Annotated in this window: 15 protein-coding genes; 3 read left to right on the forward strand and 12 right to left on the reverse strand. The window is 72.3% G+C overall.

Features of this window, described 5'->3' with window-relative positions; all coding sequences use genetic code 11:
- Positions 1–1,287 precede the first annotated feature (1,287 nt).
- Positions 1,288–3,123 (forward strand): LamG-like jellyroll fold domain-containing protein, encoded by a 1,836-nt coding sequence (locus C1701_RS02605; protein WP_337662099.1) that lies wholly within the window; start codon positions 1,288–1,290, stop codon positions 3,121–3,123.
- A 402-nt stretch (positions 3,124–3,525) separates the two neighbouring features.
- Here the strand turns inward: C1701_RS02605 and C1701_RS27055 are convergent, their stop codons facing one another.
- From C1701_RS27055 to C1701_RS27060, 9 genes are all read right to left on the reverse strand, one after another.
- Positions 3,526–3,783, reverse strand: a complete 258-nt coding sequence (locus tag C1701_RS27055; protein ID WP_337662100.1) for a hypothetical protein — start codon at positions 3,781–3,783, stop codon at positions 3,526–3,528.
- 469 nt (positions 3,784–4,252) lie between these two features.
- Positions 4,253–6,715 carry a glycoside hydrolase family 2 protein gene (locus tag C1701_RS02610; protein WP_103055473.1) on the reverse strand — a complete coding sequence of 821 codons (2,463 nt, stop codon included), beginning with the start codon at positions 6,713–6,715 and terminating at the stop codon, positions 4,253–4,255.
- Positions 6,716–6,782: 67 nt separating this feature from the next.
- A complete protein-coding gene (locus C1701_RS02615; RefSeq protein WP_103055474.1) occupies positions 6,783–7,832 on the reverse strand; it encodes an ABC transporter ATP-binding protein in 1,050 nt (349 codons plus the stop codon).
- Positions 7,829–8,959 (reverse strand): ABC transporter ATP-binding protein, encoded by a 1,131-nt coding sequence (locus C1701_RS02620; protein ID WP_026420765.1) that lies wholly within the window; start codon positions 8,957–8,959, stop codon positions 7,829–7,831. Before C1701_RS02620 ends, C1701_RS02615 begins: the two co-directional genes overlap by 4 nt.
- Complete coding sequence (locus tag C1701_RS02625; RefSeq protein ID WP_026420766.1) at positions 8,959–9,906, reverse strand: ABC transporter permease; 948 nt, start codon at positions 9,904–9,906, stop codon at positions 8,959–8,961. The genes C1701_RS02620 and C1701_RS02625 overlap by 1 nt, the downstream gene beginning before the upstream one ends.
- Positions 9,907–9,908: 2 nt before the next feature.
- A complete protein-coding gene (locus C1701_RS02630; RefSeq protein WP_026420767.1) occupies positions 9,909–10,904 on the reverse strand; it encodes an ABC transporter permease in 996 nt (331 codons plus the stop codon).
- Between the two features lie 123 nt (positions 10,905–11,027).
- Positions 11,028–12,743 carry an ABC transporter substrate-binding protein gene (locus C1701_RS02635; RefSeq protein WP_103055475.1) on the reverse strand — a complete coding sequence of 572 codons (1,716 nt, stop codon included), beginning with the start codon at positions 12,741–12,743 and terminating at the stop codon, positions 11,028–11,030.
- A 394-nt stretch (positions 12,744–13,137) separates the two neighbouring features.
- Complete coding sequence (locus tag C1701_RS02640; RefSeq protein ID WP_103055476.1) at positions 13,138–13,887, reverse strand: TVP38/TMEM64 family protein; 750 nt, start codon at positions 13,885–13,887, stop codon at positions 13,138–13,140.
- Positions 13,888–14,462: 575 nt separating this feature from the next.
- On the reverse strand, positions 14,463–14,831 hold the full coding sequence (locus tag C1701_RS27060; protein WP_026420769.1) for a hypothetical protein: 369 nt from the start codon (positions 14,829–14,831) through the stop codon (positions 14,463–14,465).
- 220 nt (positions 14,832–15,051) lie between these two features.
- Between C1701_RS27060 and C1701_RS27065 the strand changes: the two genes are divergently transcribed.
- On the forward strand, positions 15,052–16,074 hold the full coding sequence (locus tag C1701_RS27065; protein WP_051314454.1) for an acetylxylan esterase: 1,023 nt from the start codon (positions 15,052–15,054) through the stop codon (positions 16,072–16,074).
- A gap of 46 nt (positions 16,075–16,120) precedes the next feature.
- Here C1701_RS27065 and C1701_RS02650 read toward each other — a convergent pair whose 3' ends face one another.
- From C1701_RS02650 to C1701_RS02660, 3 genes are all read right to left on the reverse strand, one after another.
- Positions 16,121–17,413, reverse strand: coding sequence for an exonuclease domain-containing protein (locus C1701_RS02650; protein WP_026420770.1), 1,293 nt, complete (start codon positions 17,411–17,413; stop codon positions 16,121–16,123).
- A 405-nt stretch (positions 17,414–17,818) separates the two neighbouring features.
- Positions 17,819–18,127 (reverse strand): winged helix-turn-helix domain-containing protein, encoded by a 309-nt coding sequence (locus C1701_RS02655; protein WP_026420771.1) that lies wholly within the window; start codon positions 18,125–18,127, stop codon positions 17,819–17,821.
- Positions 18,124–18,546, reverse strand: a complete 423-nt coding sequence (locus C1701_RS02660) for a hypothetical protein (RefSeq protein ID WP_026420772.1) — start codon at positions 18,544–18,546, stop codon at positions 18,124–18,126. The genes C1701_RS02655 and C1701_RS02660 overlap by 4 nt, the downstream gene beginning before the upstream one ends.
- Positions 18,547–18,674: 128 nt before the next feature.
- Between C1701_RS02660 and C1701_RS02665 the strand changes: the two genes are divergently transcribed.
- Complete coding sequence (locus C1701_RS02665) at positions 18,675–19,637, forward strand: phosphotransferase (protein WP_030105065.1); 963 nt, start codon at positions 18,675–18,677, stop codon at positions 19,635–19,637.
- Positions 19,638–19,893 lie beyond the last annotated feature (256 nt).

Raw genomic sequence — 19,893 nt, forward strand, 5'->3', positions numbered from 1 at the left:
GCCATCGACGGCCCGGGGCTCAGCCCCCGCCCACCTCTGCCTCAGCACGCAGGCGCCGGAGCCTCGGCTCCGCCAGCATTTTCCGAATCCTCCTGTTCCACTCCACGCCACCCCTGCTCTTCCCCTGTATCGGCGACAGGACTTTCCCGGAGCGCGCCGAACGAGCAACCACTTCGGACACTCGGGGATGAGATAGACATTTCCGACTGCCTTGAGAAAAAACGGAGGCACATCCGCCACGTCGTTGAACCGAAGGAATCGGAGAGCCCGATATCGCACCTGTCCGGTCGGTTCGAGCAGCGTCGGAACCCGGGCTGGGAGACGGCACCGTGACGGCCACACCGGGCAACGCCGTCCTCGACCGAGGTGCGGCACGTCTGGTGGCGCAGCAGCGCGGGGTGCGCACCGAGCAGCCGCGCCACAGCCCGGATGGGCGCCACCCGCCACGCCCATCGGGCGGAACGGCAGGACGATCTCCGTACCAGCAGGTCAAAGCCGTCGGATCGGGGCAACACGCCCACGCAGGAGTCGAGCCCGAGCCGCGCGTCGACCCTGCCCAGGGAAGACGACGAAGGAGGCTGGCGCGTGTCGGCACCCCGTTTCCTCGTCAGCAGCCGGCCTCGGTCGCCGAAGGGCGTTACCCCTGCATGCCGGCCGCCCGCATCCCCATGCCGTTCGACGCAACCGCGTCCCCACCGAGCGCGTCTTCCAGTCACCCGGCACAGCTCCCGGGAAATGGCGAACCGGCCAGGACAGCACGAACCCCACGTCTCGGCAATGATTTGCCATTCCGACAGCTGAACGGTCGGAAAATAACCCATCCTCCGATCAGCCAAAAAAGGGCCTATTCATCCTCCACCCCGCGACATTCGTTACGCGATTCCCGAAAATCACCCGCATTTGATCATGAAGCTCACACTCCGTACCCGAACGGTGCCGCACCGCTCTAGGTTCACGTCGTTTTGACCAGATCCGAAACGAGAGGGGTATCAGCAATTGTCGAGACAAGGACTGTGGCGAGTGGCGGCGCGGGCCATCATGGCGGCAACCGTCGTCGCGACGACGTTCTCCGCTCCCCATGCGGTGGCATCGCCGAGTGACGGGGGAATTGGGACACCCTCGCACGGGACGACGGTGGCTGATGCGATCCGCACTGGGGAGCGTTCGCGATCCGAGGTACCCCGCATGGCGCTAGAGGACGGCGGTGACTCCCACCTCGACCAACCGTCGGAGCTGTCCATGCAGGGTGGAGCAGTGGCCTGCGATGTCGGGGCCGCTCGTCCTTGGTTGTCCACGACCACGCCGCGCCTGCGCGCGCGGGTGTCGAGCCAGAACGGAGGGCTGCTGACCGCGCACTTCGAGTGGGGGCTCGTCGGTCAGGAAGCTACTGGCAGTCGCAGCGTGTCCCGCACTCCCTCTGGTTCCTCCGCTGAGATCACCGTGCCGGAGGGACAGCTGAGTGAGGGCGAGACGTACTTCTGGCGGGTACGGGCGCACGACGGCGTCGCCTACTCCCCGTACTCCCAGCCCTGTGAGATGGTGATCGACGCCACCGCACCGCACTCACCACCTACCGTCTCCTCGACCACGTACCCGCGAGACAAGTGGGCCGGTGGCATGGGCATCCCCGGTGAGTTCACCTTCGAGGCGAACGGCGTTGACGACGTGGTCCGCTACCTGTATTCGACCGTCCCTCCCAGTCTCACCACCCCTGCGCCGACCGACGGGCTCGGCGGGCCAGCCACCGTCGAAATCACTCCGACCAGCGACGGACCGTACACGCTTTCCGTTCGATCCCAGGATCGGGCCGGTAACCTGTCCCCCGTCACCTACTACTCGTTCCTGGTGGCCGGCCGCACTCCAGCGGTGAGTCACTGGAAGTTCGACGAGTTCGACGGAACGACCACCCCGGACTCCAGCGGCAACGGGCACGCCGCCTCCGTCGCGGGGACCGTCCGGTGGAGCGATGGCCATGCCGGCAACGCACCCCACTTCGACGGCGCGACCGGACACCTGACCACGGACTCCGCTGGAGTGCGTACCGACAACAGCTTCGCCGTGACCGCCTGGGTGCAGCTGACTGGCAAGGAACTCTCGCGCACCGCTGTCAGCCAGGACGGCGCACAGTCCTCCGGTTACCATCTGCACTACTCGCGAGACGAGGACCGGTGGGCCTTCTCACTGCCCAGCGCCGACGGAGGTAGCTCGACGACCGCGCGAGCCCTGTCCGTCGAACCGGCTGACACCGATGGACGCTGGACCCACCTCGCGGGTGTCTACGAGGCCCACCGGGAGCGCATCATCTTGTACGTCGACGGTGTCGAGCAGTCCTCCGCAGAGGTGAGCTCCCATTGGAACGCCACCGGCTCGGTCCGCATCGGCGCCGCCCAGTCAGGTGGGCGAACTTCCGACTTCTGGGCAGGAGCGGTGGACGAGGTGCGAGTGTACGAGCGCGCTCTCGCCGCTGACGAGGTCGCCGAGATCTTCAACCAGGTCGTTCTGAAGGGGCACTGGGGTCTGGAGGAGAGCGCGGACGGAACCATCCCCGACGAGTCCCAGTGGAACCATCCCGGCGTCGTACGCGGGGGCGCGACGTGGCGCGAGGACGACTACATGGCGACGACGGTCCTGGAGTTGGACGGTCAATCCGGTCATGTGGCAGACATCCCAGCAGCCGTGGACACCTCAAAGAGCTTCTCCGTCTCGGTCTGGGTTTACAGTGAGGACTTGGGGACTTCGTCGCAGACCGCAATAAGCCTGGGTAATGGCGCCCAACTGCAGTATCGGGCCTCCAGCGGCAGGTGGGCTTTCGTGCTACCTGGTCCGCCCGAAACGGAGGGCCCGATCGTGGCGGAAAGTCTCAGGTCCGCTCGTGAGGGACAGTGGACTCACCTCGTTGGCCTCTACGACTCCGCCGAACGCCAGGTCAGCCTCCACGTCGACGCCCGGTTGGACAAGAAGGTGGATCACGTGTACTCCGCCAGCTCCGAGGACGGGATTCAGATTGGCCGCGCCGAGAGCGACGCGAGCTACTGGCGTGGCAGTGTCAGTGACGTCCGTGTTTTTTCCGGAGTCCTTTCGCAGCCCCGCATCTCGGACCTCGCGTTTCCACGGCGCTGGTGACGCTTCTCAGCAGTGCGCACCTTGTGGGGAGGTGCGGCCGGCCCGGTTTCACCCAGCACGTGACGTGATACGCCGCGCGGACATTACCCCGCCCTTGTGGCTGATCGCGCCGCTTCACGACTGAACCCAGCGGGATCTGAGTGGTTCCATCGGTAGGGCGCCACACCCATTGCTTCCTGAACTACGAGGGACGTGGGAGCAGGAGTTCCAACAATCCGTCAGCGGCTCCGGCGGTTCGTCGAGGGCGGGGGTGTTGCGAGGTGTTCCTGGCCTCGTCGCCTCCGCCGAGCCTCGCACCACCGAAGCTGTCCGGGTTGTCACCCGGCGGGAACGAACGCGTCCTGTCGCCCCGTAGGGCGACACGGGGGTCGCGTGCCGTGTGCACGCGACCCCCGTGCTGGTTCAGGCGGCGGTGCGGACCTCCTCCTGCCGGGCAGCGCGACGTTCCAGCAGCTTCCGCAGGGTCAGGAAGACGAGTCCGCCGAACGCGATGCGCACGAAGATCAGCGCCATCGCGTCGGGCTGGGTGAACTCGACGCGGACGCTGGAGTCGAGCCAGCCGAGCCCGCCGAGGAGCACCCGGGTGACCGTGAGCTGGGCGACGGGGAAGGCAGGGCCACGGCGAGCGCCGAGGGGATCGGGAGGCGGTGGGCGGCGCACAGCGCGAGGCCGTGCAGGACCAGCTGCACGACGTAGACGACGGGATCGCTGCCGACGGGTACGCGGGAGGTTCCGTTGGCGCTCAGCGGGAACATCACGGTGCGAGCAGGGTCGCGAGGAACGGTGTCCCGCTTTCCCGGATCGTCGTCCACGCTTAGCCGCGCAGCGCCAGATCCTCGGGCAGGGCCTCGTCGAGCAGGATGACGAGGGCGTTGACCGCGAGGAAGGTGACGCGGGTGAGGACGTCGACGTGGTCGAGCTCGGCCCACCCGGCCAGGAAGGCGGGTACCCAGGCGAGCAGGGCCGACGCCCCCCGGGACCCCGGAGGTCCACGGCCCCGGAGCTCGAAGGCCCGAACGCCCGGTTCCGAGCTCTCCGACTCCCGGGGCCCGGGAGCGGGCCCACCGAGGGGAGCGGGCCGGCGGGCCTCGACCCGCCGGCTTCACGTCCCCGGTGACCAGTCCGCCGCTCAGCGCAGCAGTTGGTTGGCCGAGCGCAGCACCAGCGGCGCCACCAGGTCCTCGGGGTCCACGGGCAGGGCGGTGCGCACCACGATGCTGGTGCTCTCCCCAGGCAGGAGCGTGCCGAGCATGTCGTCCACCTCCGCGTCCGAGGCGACCCGGTCGGCGAGCAGGGCGAGGTCCCGGACGAGGGTCCCGGCGGTGACCTCGACCCGGTAGCCGTCCTCCAGGGCTTCCACGGCGGTGGTGAGTTCGGGGACGGGCAGGGCCAGTTCCAGGTCGGGCAGGTGGAACCACGTCGCGCGCACGTCACCGGCGGTGGCGACGAGCAGTTCGGCGGCCGGGTCGGTGGCGGTGGTGATCGTGTCGGGCAGCGGTTCCTCGTGCACGGCCCTGGGGGGCACGGTCAGCTGGTGGCGGACCTCGCCGAGGACGGCACCGGCGAACGCGGTCCTGGCGACGACGAGCCGGGTCGTCCAGGGTTCGTCGGTCTCGTTGCACAGCACGGCGGCGAGCCCACCGGGGCGGGGGCGGACGGTGACGAGCCGGTCCTGGTAGGCGGCGCGCAGCGCGTACCAGGCGGGTTTGCGGCGGCCCTGGCCGTCGACCACCGACCAGGAGGTGACGGGCCAGCAGTCGTTGAGCTGCCACCACACGGTCCCGGCGCAGCGGGGCGCGTGGGAGCGGAAGTGCTCGACCCCGAACCGCAGGGCCCTGGCCTGGTTGAGCTGGGTCGCCCAGAACCAGTCGTCGAAGTCCTGGGGTTCGGGGAAGTGCTCGGCGAGCCCCCTGGCGAGTTTGCCGTTGCCGTCCTCGGCCTTCTGGTGGGCGAGCATGCCCGGGCTGTCCGGCCGGAGGGGGTCGTCGCTGAGGCTGGCCCGCAGGGTCGCGTACGCGGGTGGCCCCTGGAAGCCGAACTCGGCGACGAAGCGGGGCACGTGGTCGCGGTAGGCGGTGTAGTCCCGCTGGTTCCACACGTCCCAGATGTGGGTGGCGCCGTGGGCCGGGTCGTTGGGGTGGATGTCGTGGGAGAACGACCAGGGGCTGCCGGCGGAGTAGGGCCGGGTGGGGTCGAGTTCGGCGAGGAGGTCGGGCAGGAGCCGGTGGTAGTAGCCGGCTCCCCACGTGCGGTCGCCGAGCTGGTCCCGCCACCCCCAGTCGTGGTGGCCCCAGATGTTCTCGTTGTTGCCGTTCCACAGCACGAGGCTGGGGTGGGGCGCCAGGCGGGTGATGGCGTCGCGGGCCTCCGCCTCGACCTCGGACCGCAGCGGCTCCTCCTCGGGGTAGGCGGCGCAGGCGAAGAGGAAGTCCTGCCAGGTGAGGATGCCCAGTTCGTCGCAGGCGTCGTAGAAGTCGTCGGACTCGTAGATCCCGCCGCCCCACACGCGGACCAGGTTGACCCCGGCGTCGCGGGCCTGGGCGAGCCGCTGCCGGTAGCGGGCGGCGTCGACACGGTGCGGGAAGCAGTCGTCGGGGATCCAGTTGACGCCTCGGGCGAAGACGGGGACGTCGTTGACGACGAAGGTGAAGGGCGTGCCGTGTTCGTCGGGTTCGGTGTCGAGGCGGACGCTGCGGAACCCGACCTCGCCGGCCCAGGTGGTCAGATCGCCGTTGTCCGGGGTGGGTTGGTCCTCGACGGTGAGGGCGACGTCGACCGGGTAGCGGTGTTGGTCGCCGTAGCCGTGGGGCCACCACCGCCGGGGCTGGTCGACGCGGGCCTCGATCGTGGTGGTGGTCGCGCCGGCGGGGACGACGCCGGCGGCGGCGACCACGCCGACGTGGACGGTGACGGGCAGCTCGTCGTCGTGGCCCGGGGCGCGGTCGACGTCGACGTGGACGTGGACGACCCCGTCGCCGTCGGCGTCGACGGTGGCCAGCGGGCGCACCGAGGTGAGGCGCGCGCCGTGCCAGCGTTCGAGGGCCAGGGGGCGCCAGATGCCGGCGGTGACCAGGTCCGGCCCCCAGTCCCACCCGAAGTTGCAGGCCATCTTGCGGATCTGGTTGTAGGGGTGGTGATTGGTGTGCGGGCGGTGCCCGAGGAGCTCGCGGACCCGGTCGGCGTGGTCGAGGGCGGAGGTGAAGGTGACGGTGAGTTCGTTGGGTCCGGCGCGGAGCTGGTCGGTGACGTCGAACCGGTAGGCGCGGTGCATGTTGGCGGTGCCGGCGATGACATGCCCGTTGAGTTCGAGGCGGGCGATGGTGTCGAGGCCGGCGCAGGCGAGGTCGACGCGTTCGGTGCCGTCACCGGGTTCCCAGTCGAAGGTGGTGCGGTAGCGCCAGTCGGTGCGGCCGATCCAGTGGAGTTCTGCCTCGTTGCGGTCCTGGTAGGGGTCGGGGATGAGGTCGAGCGCCAGCAGGTCGGTGTGCACGCAGCCGGGCACCGTGGCGGGTACCTCGCGGTCGGCCAGGGCGTCCGGGGCTGGTCCCCGGACGGCGCGCACCGTCCAGCCGTCGTGCAGCTCCATCCGCATGGGCGTCTCCTTCGTCCTCGTCGTGCCGGGGGTGGGGGCCGCCCGGCGGCGGCCGGGTGACCTGGTGTCAGGGATCGGGTCGCGCGGTGGGGGGCGCTGGTGGCCGGGTGGTCGCCGGGCCGGGCGGCGAACCGGCTGGGTCGGTGTCGGCGGCGTGCAGCCAGCAGCGGGCGGTGCGACCACCGCCGAGGGGGACCAGCGGGGGGCGCAGCCGGCAGCGGGGCATCGCCTGGGGGCAGCGGTCGAGGAAGGGGCAGCCACCGGCGTCAGTGGCGCCGGGCACCTCGACGCGGGTCACGGGCAGGTCAGGGCCGGCGAGGGCGCTGGTGCCCCGGCGGCGCGGGTCGGGGGCCGCGGCGGCGAGCAGCCGCGTGTAGGGGTGGCGCGGGTCGAGGATCACGGCGTCGCTGGGGCCGCTCTCCACGAGTTCCCCCCGGTACATGACGAGGATGCGGTGGGCGAAGTGCCGGGCCGTGGCCAGGTCATGGGTGATGTAGAGGACGGCGAGGTCGTCCTCGGCGCGCAGCCGGTCGAGGAGGCGCAGGATCTCCAACCGGATGGAGACGTCCAGCATGGACACGGGTTCGTCGGCGAGCAGCACACCGGGTCGGCAGGCGAGGGCGCGGGCGATCGCGACGCGCTGCCGTTGGCCGCCGGACAGTTCGTGGGGGTGGGCGGCGGCGACACGGCCGGCGGGCACGAGGTTGACGCGGTCGAGGAGGTGGTGGATCCGCTCGTCCTCCTCGGCGCGGCCGAGGGCGGGGTGGTGGAGCCGCAGGGGGCGGCGGAGGTGGTGGTCGACGGTGTGGAACGGGTTGAGGGAGGCGAAGGGGTCCTGGAAGACGATCTGCACCTGGCGGTGGTGGTGGCGCAGGCCCCGCCGTCCTGGGGTGGCGGGCTGGCCGTCGAGCAGGATCGTCCCGGCGTCGGGGGTGTCGAGGCGGGCGAGGATGCGGGCGACGGTGGACTTGCCGCTGCCGCTCTCGCCGACGAGGGCGACGGTTTCGCCGGCGTGGAGTTCGAGGGAGACGTCGGAGACGGCCCGCAGGGGATGTCGGCGGCTCCGGCCGGGGAGGCGGAACTCGCGGACGAGGCCGTGGGCGGCGAGTCTGCTCATGGGTCGACCACCTCGGCGGTGTGGGTGGGCCGGAAGGTGCCGTGGCGGAGCGCGGTCGGGGCCGGTGCCCCGTAGCGGTCGGGGTGCCAGGCGTGGCAGGCGACCAGGTGCGCGCCCCCACCGGGGGTGGGGTGCTCGCCTCCACCGGGGGTGGGGTGCTCGCCGGCGGCGGGGGCCGGGCCGAGCGGGGGCCGCTGGTGGGCGCAGACGTCACGGCGGTGGGGGCAGCGGTCGTGGAAGGCGCAGTGGTCGAGGGCCTGGGTGAGGTCCGGGGGCTGCCCGGGGATGCCGCGCATGTCCTGGCGGGGCCCGGTGAGGCTGGGGAACGAGCCGAGCAGGCCGGTGGTGTAGGGGTGGCGGGGTGCGGTGAGCAGCCGGGTGGCGGTGCCCTCCTCGACGACCCGCCCCGCGTACATGACGGCGATCCGATCGCTGATCTCCAGCAGCAGTGACAGGTCGTGGGTGATGAGGACGAGGGCGAAACCGAACCGTTCCCGGAGCCGGCCGAGTTCCCGGAGGATGTCGCGTTGGACGACGACGTCGAGAGCGGTGGTGGGTTCGTCCATGACCAGCACGTCCGGGTTGAGCGCGAGGGCCATGGCGATCATGACGCGTTGCCGCATGCCACCGGACAGTTCGTGCGGGTAGCTCCGAGCCCGGTCCGGGTGCACGCCGACGAGGCTGAGGAGTTCCGCGCAGCGGCGGGCGCGGTCCCGCCGCCGGCTGCCGGGTTCGTGGGCGGCGAGGACGTCGGTGAGCTGGGTGTGGATGGTGAGCACCGGGTTGAGGGCGTTCATCGCGCCCTGGAACACCATGGCCACGCGCCGCCAGCGGAAGGAGCGCAGCGCCTCACCGGTGAGGGCGAGGACGTCGGTGTCGTGGCCGTCGGGTCCGTGGAAGACGACCGACCCGCCGACGACCTCGGCCGGGGGGCGCAGCAGCCGGTTCACGGCGTAGGCCAGGGTGGACTTGCCGCAGCCGCTCTCACCGGCGACGCCGAGGACCTCGCCCCGGCGGAGGACGAGGCTGAGGTCGCGGACGGCGTGGACGGGCGGGTCGAGCTGGTAGTCGACGCGCAGCCCCCGCACGGAGAGCACCGGTCGGCCGGTGTCGTGGTGGTCTCCCATCACCGCTCCTCCCTGGGCTGGGCGGGGCGCCGGGCCGCGCGGCGGTCACGGCGGGAGCGACTTCCCCGCAGCCTCGGGTTGATGACCTCGTCGAGGCTGAGGTTGAGCAGGGACAACGCGCACCCCAGGAGGGCGATGGCCAACCCCGGAGGGATGAACCACCACCAGGCGCCGATGGCGAGGGCCTGCGCGTTCTGCGCGAAGTAGAGCATCGTCCCCCAGGTGAGGTGGTCCACGCCGCCCAGCCCCAGGAAGGACAGGCCGGCCTCGGTGAGGATCGCGAAGATCACCGCGAAGACGAACTGGGCGGCGATCACGGGCAGCAGGTTGGGCACGACCTCGACGAGGACCATCCGCCAGGGGCGTTCCCCGAGGGCCCGGGAGGCGGCGACGTGGTCGCGGGCCCGGACGGAACGGGTCTGGGCCCGCAGCACCCGGGCGGAGGCGGCCCAGCTGGTCAGGCCGATGACGACGGAGATCGCGAGGATCCCGCCGCCGTCGAGGTAGTGGGTGACGAGGATGACCAACGGCAGGCTGGGAATGACCAGGGTGACGTTGCTGAGCAGCGACAGCGCCTCGTCGACGCGGCCCCCGACGTAGCCGCCCACCACGCCGACCACGATCGACAGCACGGTCGCGAGCAGACCGGCGAGGGCACCGACGAGCAGGGAACCCCGGGTGGCGACGACGAGTTGGGCCAGGACGTCCTGCCCCGTCTGGGTGGTGCCCAGCCAGTGCTGGGCCGAGGGCGGGGCGAGCGGGTCGGGTCCGATACCGCTGGCCCCGGTCACCAGGAACGGGCCGACGACCGCGACGAGGACGAACCCGGCGATGACGGCGAGCCCGACGCGGGCCCGGCCGTCACGGGGCATCCACCGGCGGCGCGCCCCGGGGGCGGCGACGGCCGGTGGGGTGGGGGCGCCGGGCCGCCCGCTGGTCACCGTCATCCTCACCGTCCCCCTGTCTGCCGTGTCCTGGGGTCGATCACCGCGTGCAGCAGGTCGACGAGCAGGTTCGCTCCGAGCACCGCGAGGGTGATGACGAGGAAGACGGCCTGCATGAGCGGGTAGTCGTTGTTCTGCACCGCCTGGAGCAGGGTGAACCCGATGCCGGGGTAGGAGAACACGGCTTCGGTGACGATGGAGCCGCTGACGACGAAGCCGAGCGAGATCGCGAAGCTCGCGAGGCTGGGGATGACGGCGTTGCGGGCCGCGTAGGTCACGAGGACCCGGCGGGGCCGCAGCCCCTTCGCCTGGGCGGTGAGGACGTAGTCCTCCGCCATCGTGGACACCGTCATGTTGCGCATGCCCAGCAACCAGGTGCCCACGGAGCTGAGGACGATCGTGATCGCCGGCAGCAGCCCGTGATGCAGGGCGGAGGCGAGGAACGGCCCGCTGAACCCGACCTCGAGGCCGTAGTCGTAGCCGCCGGTGAGGGGGAACAGGCCGAGGGTGGCACCGAACACGAACACCAGGACCAGCGCCAGCCAGAAGTAGGGCACGGCGGCGAGGAAGGTGGTGGCGGGCACCAGCGCGTCGGACCACCGGCCGCGTCGCCAGCCGACGAGCGCGCCGAGGGTGACGCCGAGGACGAAGGAGACGACCGTGGACAGGCCGACGAGCACCAGGGTCCAGGGCAGGGACTGGGTGAGGACGGTGGACACCGGGGTCGGGAAGTAGGTGGCGGAGACCCCGAAGTCGCCGCGCAGGAGGTTGCCCAGGTAGGTCAGGTACTGGGCGGCCAGGTTCTCCTGCCCACCGGACCCGAGCATCACCTCCAGCGCCTGGCGGGCCTCGGGGCTGACCGCTCCCCCCGTCTGCTGCATGCGGGAGAGCAACGCGTCGACGGGATCGCCCGGCATGAGGCGGGGCAGCAGGAAGTTCACGGTGACCGCGGCCCACAGGGCCACCAGGTAGAAGGCGAGTTTGCGTCGCAGATGCCGCACGCTCACCTCCCGCCGCGCGGGGATCGGCCCGAGGTGGCTCGCCGGGTGGCGGTGCGCGGGCCGGGAGCCGCCGGGCGGGTGCGGTGCGCGCCGCCGCCCGCCATGCCGGTGGGGATCACCGCGTCACCCGGCGGGACGCAGGGTGGCCGTGACGATGCCGATGTCGGGATAGCTGTAGGGCATGGGCAGCGCGTACGGGTCGTCCTCGGTGGGCCAACCGGTAACCCTGCCGCCGGCGAACTGGGCGACGCCGTGGGTCTGGAGCACGGGGATGTAGGGCAGTTCCTCGGCGACACGGCGTTGGATGGTCGCGTAGGCCTCGCGGTGCTGCTCCCCGTCGTCGGTGCCGGCGATGCGGGTGAGGGCCTCGTCGACCTCGTCGTCGCGGAACCGGGCGTAGTTCTTCGATGCGGGTTCGCCGAGGGGCGCGGCGGCGGCGCTGTTCAGGAAGTCGTCGTAGAGGCCGAAGGGGTCGGGGCCGCCGTAGAGGCTGTCGATGGCGAGTTCGAACCGGCCGTTGTCCCGGTCCGACACGAAGGCGGCCCGGGAGACCTCCTGGGTGCGCAGCTCGATGCCGACCTCGGCGAGCTGCTCGGTCATCACCTGGATGGCGTTGATCTGGTCGGTGTAGCCGGTGACGACCTTCACGGCCAGGCTGAGGCGGTCGCCGTCGGGGGAGACGAACACGCCGTCGCCGCCCTCCTCGTAGCCGGCGTCCTCAAGGATCCGGCGGGCCCGGTCGGGATCGTGGCCGGCGAACTCGTCCCGGAACTCCTCGGCGAGCCACACCTCGTCGCGGGGCAGGATGATCTGCGCCGGTGAGGGGAGTTCGTGGTATCCCTCGAAAGCGAGATCATTGATCTGCTCGCGTTCGATTCCGTGGTAGATGGCCTCGCGGACCGCCCGGTCCCGGGTCGGGCCCTCCTCCAGGTTGGGCATCAACACGGTGATGAACTGCGGGACGGCGAGGGAGACGTTCCCCTCGGCCCGGTTGACGAAGGTGTTCTCCACATCGGGAATGAAGATCCCGGACCAGTCGACCTGACCCGCCTGCAACGCGGAGAGCGCGGTCTGGTTCCCGCTGTGGGAGACGAACCGCACGGTGTCCAGGTGGGGTTTCTCCGGGTCCCAGTAGTCGGTGTTCGCGGCCAGACCGATGCTCTGCGCGGAGAACGAGTCGAGGGCGAACGCCCCGGTTCCGACGGGGTCGGAGTTGAGGTGGGTGACCGGGTCCTCGAGGTCGGCCCAGAGGTGTTCCGGGACGATGTAGGTCTGGCCGGCGATGAACCACAGGTCGCTGTAGGAGGGCCGGTCGAGCGTGATCGACACCTCGGTGTCGCTGTGGGCGGTCGCGGACACGATGGGCAGGGCAGCCTTGTTCAGCCCGGGGTGCTCGGCCATCGCCTCGAAGGTGTGGACGACGTCGTCGCTGGTGAACGGTTCACCGTCGGACCAGCGGACGCCCTCACGGAGGGTGAAGGTGACGGTGGTGCCGTCCTCGGACCACGAGTGGTCCTCGGCCAGGACGGGCCGGACGTCGTCGGCGGCGGCGCGGTTGAAGAACAGCAGCGTCTCGTAGATGATGCCCCGCGCCGCGCCGTTGGAGGTCTCCAGGAACGGGTTGAAGTTGCTGGAGAACTGGCCGGTGGCGCCGTCGTAGATGGTGAGGGAGTTCGTCGCCGTTCCGGTCGCGGCGTCACCGGAGCAGGCTGCGGCGGTGAACGCGGCGGTGGCGGCCAGCGCGGTCAGGACGGAGCGGCGGCGCGGCGCGCGTGTCGAACGGGGAATCGCGTCGTTCGACGCGGTCGACGCCGAACCAGTCGATGGTGAGCCCGGCATCGGAAAACCCTTCCGTCAGCGAATCCGTCGCGGCGTCGCGCGCGGTTCCGCGGCGGCGCCGAAATGTTCCACCTGTTTCCCTGAGGTTTCTTCTGGGGCTTTCTTAGTGTTGTTCCACTGAGGAAGTCAACAGTCACGTCCGGACTGCTCGTTCTGCCGGTGCGCGCCCTGCCGTTCGGGTGAGCGACAGCGACTGACCGGCAGCTTGCGGCCTCCTGGAATACCGTCCGAATGGGGCTGTTGTTGGACTCGTGTTCTTTTCGTAGAATCGGCCGCGATTCCCGCGCGCCCGTGATGACAACGTTGACGGATCCGATCGGCGGAACGCGCTGGCCCGCGCCGGCGCCCGGTCGTCGGGGACGGGCCCCGGGAGGCGCGGCGTGGTCGGGAGGCGTCAGGGCCCGGGCGGTGGGCGCCGGTGTCGACGGTGCCGTCGAACGAGGTGTACCGCCCCTCCGGTGAGGGCGAACACCGCCACGGCCACCAGTGCGGGCGGTCCGAGGTACGCGGCGGCGAGGTCACCGACCAGGACGTAGCCCACGCTCGCGGGGATGACACCGAGGGCGGTGCCGAGCGCGAAGGGCGGCAACCGGGTGCCCAGCAGCCCCGCACCGTAGTTGACCAGGGCGAAGGGCAGCACCGGGGCCAGCCGCAGGAGGAGGATGCCGACCAGCCCGCCCCGGTCGAGGACCTCGGCCAGCCGCCGCATCCCGGGCCGGTCCACCACCTCCCCGAGGGCCGGTCGGCGCAGCCGGCGGGCGAGCAGGAACGACAGCACCGCCCCACCGGTCGACCCGAGCACGGTCAACGCCACGGCGGGACCGGCCGGGAACAGCAGACCGGCCGCCACGCTCAGCACGGGTTTGGGCAGGGCGATCACCGAACCGAGGACGAACGCCACCAGGAACGCCGGGGCGGCCAACGGTCCCGTCGCCGCCACCCAGGCCCGCACCGCTTCGACGTCGGGGGCGGTGGCCACGACGGCCAACGGCACCGCGACCAGCGCGACCAGCGCGACCAGGGGAATGAGCGGAACGGCGGTCCGGCCGTGCCGGCCCGGGTCGGGTGGGGACGGGCTGTCGTCGCCGCGACCTGGGTCGTCCCGGCTGGGGTTGTCCGGCGTGGACGGCCAGGACGGGAGCATGGAAGGTCCTGTTCTCGGTCTCGGTGGGCGGTGCCCGGCGTCGTGCCGGCGGCCCGGGACGAGCGCGCGACGACGGTGCCTGCTCCCATCCTCACCCGAACCGGCCGGCCACCACGACGCGGGCCCGGTGCCGTGGGTCGTCCCCGGCACCGCGCGGGGCGCGTGCCGTCGATCCCGTTCCCGGGAGCCCGGGGTCCGGCGCCGGGGAAACCCAAGGACCGGAGGGCCGGCCCCGTCCTCTCCCGACCGATGACGGGACCGGATCGGATGCCCGGGGTCAGGCCGGGGTCAGCCCCCGGGGCTCCACCTCGGGGCCGCCACCCGAACGATCCAGCTCACCACCCCCGGCACGAATCCGGTCGCCCTCGTCGACGACCGGTGGCAGCGCGGTGCGGCCCCTCCGGACGCCGACCCGCCGGGGCCGGTCGGCCCGGTGCGGCCGAATCACCAACTCGCACCCGCCCCCCGGAGAAGACGACCCGCCCCGGGATGGACGAGAACCCGCCACCCCTCGTGCCGGCGGTTCGCGGACCGGCACGAGGGGTGCGCGCCCGGCCACACCGTCGACGGCGACCTCAGCGCCGGCCGTTCCGGCTCGGCGGGGGCCCGTACTGGTGGACACCGCCCTCCACGGTGCGCGCCTGCACCACCGAGCCGTGCACCGTGCCGCTGATGGTGTTCCGCACGTCGCCGTCACCATCGCCCGCCGCCGGGTCAGCGGCCCGACCCGGCGGCGCCGGGTGCGACTCCGAGTCCCGGCCCGCCGACCGCGCGGCAGGAACCGCCCAGGTCGCGACCAGCCCGGCGACCACCGACAACCCGACGACCGCACCCCAGGCGACGAGGTTCGTCCGCCAGTCGGTGGCCAGGTTCACCGCCACCCCCACCGCGCTCGTGACCAGAGCCGCCCCGACCCCGACCAACGCGTTCCGCCACCCCGCCATGCGTCCTCCCCGTGCGCGCCCCGTGGACACCCATCGTAGTTCCCCGGGCGCCCCCGGTGATCAGATCGACCGAGTCGGGCGGCGAGTACGGGGCTCGCGTTCGTTCCCCCGGCGCTGCCCGCGCACCGGGCCGGCCACTCCACCCCGAACCACGCTCCCCGGATTTCCGGAAGTGGCCAAGCACTTCCCGTCCCGGTGGCAGACCAGGTCTGATACCGGGATGCCGCAGTTCGACCTGCCCCCCGCCGAGTTGGAGACCCACCGCGTCACCGCCGAGGAACCCCCCGGCCTCGACCAGTGGTGGTCCGACCGGCTCGACGCGGCCCGGACCGCGGCGACACCCCCCGCGCTGCGCCGGTACCGCCCCGACGAGTACGGCGCGCTGACCGCCTACGACCTGGAGTTCTCCGGCGCCGGCGGGGACCGCGTCCGAGGCTGGTACCTGCGTCCCCCCGGCTCCGGGACCACGCCGCTCCCGACCGTGGTCACCTACATCGGGTACGGCGGCGCCCGGGGGCTCCCCTGGGAACACGCGCTGCTCCCGGCCGTCGGGTATGCGGTGGTCGTCATGGACAACCGGGGCCAGGGCGGCAGGTCGATGGTCGGGTCGACCGGGGACCGCCCCACCGGCCCCGGGGGTTCCGAGTACCCGGGGGTGATGACCCGGGGCATCGCCGATCCCGAGCACTACTACGTCACCCGGCTCATCACGGACGCGGTGCGGGCGGTGGAGGTCACCGCCGGACTCCCCGGGGTGGACCCGGAGCGGATCGCGGTGCGCGGCGGGAGCCAGGGCGGCGGGCTGGCCCTGGCGGCGGCCGCGCTGGCCCCGGACCTGGTGCGGGTCTGCCAGGCGGACGTGCCGTTCCTCTGCGACCTGGCCCGCGCCGTGACCATCGGCTCCGAGCACCCCTACCTGGAGATCTCCGAGTTCCTGTCCCGGCACGACGACCTGGTGCCGGCCGCGCTGCGCACCCTGACCTACGTGGACTGCGCGCTGTTGGCCAGGCGGATCACCGCGCCCACGCTGGTCAGCGTCGGCCTGATGGACACCGTCTGCCCGCCGTCCACGGTGTACGCCGCATACCACGAGATCGCCGCCCCCAAGGAGCTGGCGGTCTTCCCGTTCGGATGGCACGTGCCGCCGGCCGGGCACACCGAGCGGCAACTGGCGCACCTGCGGCGGTTCCTCGGCGACCAGGGAACCGAACCGGCTCCGGAGGCCGTCCTGACGACGCCGTGAACGGCCGGGGGCACGCCGGGCCGGGCCGTGCGTGGCACCGCCCCGCTCAGGACGCTCCCATCCCCGCCAGGAGCCGGGCGAAGCCGTCCTCGGTGACGATGGGGATCTGGTAGGCACGGGCCCGGCGGGCCTTCATGGACATCGAGTCCGGGTCGGCGGCGACCACGAGCCGCGTCCGCCGGCTGACGTTCTCCGGCGTCACGGCCAACCCGGCCGCCGCCGCGCGGTGCTGCCACACCTCCCGGGGTTCGCGGGTGGCACCGGTGAACACCACCCGGTCACCCTGGGCCAGGGCGAACCGGCCCGGCCTGGCGACGGCCTCCGCCTGGCCAGGGGCCGATGGGCGCGGTGCGCGGTCCCGGGCGGCCCGGTCCGCCTCGGCCGCCTCGCCGGCGGACAGCCCGAGCAGCGCGGCGAGCCGCACCAGGCTCGTGGTCTCCCGTTCGAGGACGGGGGCGGCCAGCCGGCCGCTGGCCGGGAACGGGGTGGTGGTGCGGGCGAGCACCGAGGCCCGCAGGTACGCCCGGTGCAGGTCGCGGGCGGTCTCCCTGCGCAGGTCCAGGCGCCCGGCCAGGTCGACCAGCGCGTCCTGTTCGGACTGCGAGATGACGTGGTCGAGCAGCGCGGTGTCCAGCAGGGCGAGGTAGGCCTCGGCGCTGGCCGCCTCCGCCGGCGCGTCGCAGTGACCCTCGGGCAGGCGTTCGAGGAAGTGCGGGCGTTCACCGAGGGGGACGCGGCGGCGACGCGTGTGCTCGGGCAGGTCCCACACCGGGAGTAACGGCCAGCGGGCGTTCTCGGCGCGGTCGAACAGGTCGGCCCACGGCTCGGGCCGGCCCGCGGCGCCCAGGTAGTAGCCGAGGAGCCCGGCGGCGGCCCTGGCGTCGTGCAACGCCTCGTGGGCCGCGGTCTGCCGCAGGCCCACCGCCGCGCAGCAGGCGGCCAGCGACCGCCGGGAACGGGGCAGGTACTTCTTGGCGAGCCGCATGGTGCACACACCGGTCTCGGCGTCCAGGGGCACGGTCACCCCGGCCCTGGCGAACTCGGCGCTGAGGAAGCCGGCGTCGAAGGAGAGGTTGTGGGCCACGAGGACCCGGCCGGCGAGCTTCTCGGCGACGAGACCGGCCACCCGGTCAAACGTGGGCGCGCCCCGAACATCGGAGGCGGAGATCCCGTGCACGTGCTGCGGACCGAGGTCCCGGTGCGGGTTGATGAGGGTGCACCACTCGTCGGTGATCGTCCCGTCGCGGTCGACGTGCAGGATCGCGATCTCGACCACCCGGTCGTGCAAGGCGGCCGCCAGTCCGGTCGTTTCGAGGTCGACCACCGCGTATCCGGTCACTGGGCACCATCCTCCCGGCGTTGTCGGGGTGTGCCGCGGTCGTGCCGCGCCCCGGTCCCATCGATGATCTCCTTCTCCTTCGATCTTGCCGGGAGGTCCGACACTTCCGCGTGTGCCATGCCGGTGACGTCGATCGTCACACTCTGCCAGCAGGGCGAGGCCGGCCAGTCCCCACCCCGGAGGGGCCGGCGCGCCGACCAGCATGGACTGTCCGCTGTGGCTGGTCCTGACCCCGCGTTCGCCCAGCCCGGCGGGGTCGTCGGACGTCTCGTCCGGCCCCGGGCCCGCGTGGGACACCCGGCCGGCGTCGGTCGCCGAGCACCGGCCCCGGCCCGGGTCGGGTGTTCGGAGGCCAGGACGGCCGTGCCGGGTGGGCCGGGGAGCGCGGGGCGGCCGGGCCCGGCGTCACTCGGAGTCGAGGAGATGGCGCAGCGCCTGCCGGTAGCCGAGGAAGGCCCGCCGTCCCCGGTCGGTGAGCGAGTACCAGGTCCGGGGTCGGCGTCCCTCGTGTCCCTTCGTCACGGTGACGTACCCGGCGCGTTCCAGGGTGGCCATGTGCTTGGACAGCAGGGAGTCGCTGACGTCCACGGTGTCCCGCAGGTAGCCGAACGTCACCCGGTCGCTCCTGGCCAGCAGCGCCATCACCGACAGCCGGACCGGGGTGTGGATCAGCTCGTCGAGGCGCCGCCGGTAGTCGGCGGTGCGCGGGCTCACCGGCGCGCTGCCCGCCAGGCGAGGACCAGGTAGGGGAGCGCGGGGAGCAGGCCGAACAGCACCGCCCAGGGTGTCAGGCCGCTGGGGACGACGAAGCGGTTCATGAGCAGGGCTACCAGGGCCAGTGCGGCGCTCGCGCACAGCGCTGGCCGTTCGAGTTCCACGGCGCGCGGGTCGGCGCTGCGCAGACGGGCGACGGCGAGGCCCAGCAGTCCCAACACGAGCAGGGACGCGGGCACCACGAGGTCTCCCGGAGCGACCGTCGGGGCCACCTTCAGACCGGTGTAGAAGGCCGTCACGGCCGCCGCCATCAGCAGGCAGGACACGACGTACCCGCGACCACCCGCCCTGGTGCGCCGTTCGACGATCCGCAGCCGGGCCACGGCGAGCGCCGCCGACAGCTGGTGGTCTCGGGTCATGCGGCGAGGGTAACAAGGACTTGAACGGAATTCAGGTAGTTGCGCGAGGGGAAACCGGAACACGCCCAGGTCAGGCCGAGGGCGGCGGCGTCCCTCCCGGGCGCGTCCCGTCGTGGCACCATGTCGCGGTGAGCACCGGAAACGGCAGTGCCGACCCCCAGACGACGACGGCCCGCGCGGTCGCGGCGGCCACGGAGGCCGCCCGCGAACTGGGTGTCGAGGTGACCGAACCCCGCGTGCTCTACGAGGCGTTCTCCGTGGTGGTGCACCTGGCGCCCGCACCGCTGGTCGCCCGGGTGCCGACCGTGCTGCCCGCGGTGCCGAGCTGGAACCTGGACCTGCTGACCGCCCGCCAGCGCAACGAACTGGACGTGACGGCGTGGCTGGCGGAGCAGGGCGTGCCCGTGGCGGGGCCCTCCTCTCTCGTGCCGAGGGAGCCGGTGCGCCGGGACGGGTTCTCGATCACCTACTGGCGCTACCTCACGCCCCTCCCCGACCTCGAACCGGACTACGCGCCGAAACCGGAGGCCGTCGCGGAGCTGCACGCGCACCTGCGCGGGTATCCGGGTGACCTGCCCTTCCTCACGACCTTCACCGAGTTCGTCCCCGAGGCGCTGCGGGTGCTGGAGTCCAGGCCGGACCTGCTGCGCCCCGAGGACGTCGACCGGGCTCGCCGGGAATGGGCCGTCCTGGCCCCGGTGGTGGGGTCGCGGGAGAGGTTCGAGGCGGAGTTCCCCGGGGTCGACCTCCAGCCGGTGCACGGCGACGCGCCCTCGTACAACCTGATCCGCGCGGAGGAGGGCACCGTCTACGCGGACTTCGAGCTGGTCTCGATCGGCCCCCGGGAGCGGGACATGGCCTTGACCGGTGAGGAGGCGGTGGCGGCCTACGACGTGGCCGCGGCCCGCCACGGGATGCGCCCCCTGGACCGGCGGGTGCTGGCCGTGGTGGAGAACCTGGGCATGTTGGAGGCGGTGTCCTCGCTGGCGCTGGTGGACCAGCTGCCGTTGTTGGCCGAGGCGTTGCCGCCGATGGTGGAGCAGTGGCGGTCCTCGGAGTTCGCCGGCGGCCTCGGGCGGCACTCCGACTGATCCGACGTCTCCCCGTCCCCGTCTCCGGACGGGGACGGGCGGCTCGCCGCCTCGGCTCGATGGCCCGGTGGGATGACCGCGCTCACCGGCCACCAGCCTCGACGCCACCAGCTCGACAGCCACCAGCCGACCGGCTCGGGCGTCGGGCGAAGCGGGCGAACGCGAGACGGCCGAGCAGGGCGGCGGGCGGTCCGCCCCACACGCGGCCGGGGACCCGCGCGGCTCGGGTACGGACGCCATCGGGGGTGCGAGCGAC

The organism is Actinoalloteichus sp. AHMU CJ021 (assembly GCF_002895405.1).
Lineage (GTDB): Bacteria > Actinomycetota > Actinomycetes > Mycobacteriales > Pseudonocardiaceae > Actinoalloteichus_B > Actinoalloteichus_B caeruleus.

Bases quoted from the DNA above. Each gene is read 5' to 3' on its own strand.
- C1701_RS02615 (WP_103055474.1), bottom strand. From the start codon at position 7,832: ATGAGCAGACTCGCCGCCCACGGCCTCGTCCGCGAGTTCCGCCTCCCC.
- C1701_RS27065 (WP_051314454.1), top strand. From the start codon at position 15,052: ATGCCGCAGTTCGACCTGCCCCCCGCCGAGTTGGAGACCCACCGCGTC.
- C1701_RS02660 (WP_026420772.1), bottom strand. From the start codon at position 18,546: ATGACCCGAGACCACCAGCTGTCGGCGGCGCTCGCCGTGGCCCGGCTG.
- C1701_RS02620 (WP_026420765.1), bottom strand. From the start codon at position 8,959: ATGGGAGACCACCACGACACCGGCCGACCGGTGCTCTCCGTGCGGGGG.
- C1701_RS27060 (WP_026420769.1), bottom strand. From the start codon at position 14,831: ATGGCGGGGTGGCGGAACGCGTTGGTCGGGGTCGGGGCGGCTCTGGTC.
- C1701_RS02625 (WP_026420766.1), bottom strand. From the start codon at position 9,906: ATGACGGTGACCAGCGGGCGGCCCGGCGCCCCCACCCCACCGGCCGTC.
- C1701_RS02610 (WP_103055473.1), bottom strand. From the start codon at position 6,715: ATGCGGATGGAGCTGCACGACGGCTGGACGGTGCGCGCCGTCCGGGGA.
- C1701_RS02640 (WP_103055476.1), bottom strand. From the start codon at position 13,887: ATGCTCCCGTCCTGGCCGTCCACGCCGGACAACCCCAGCCGGGACGAC.
- C1701_RS02635 (WP_103055475.1), bottom strand. From the start codon at position 12,743: ATGCCGGGCTCACCATCGACTGGTTCGGCGTCGACCGCGTCGAACGAC.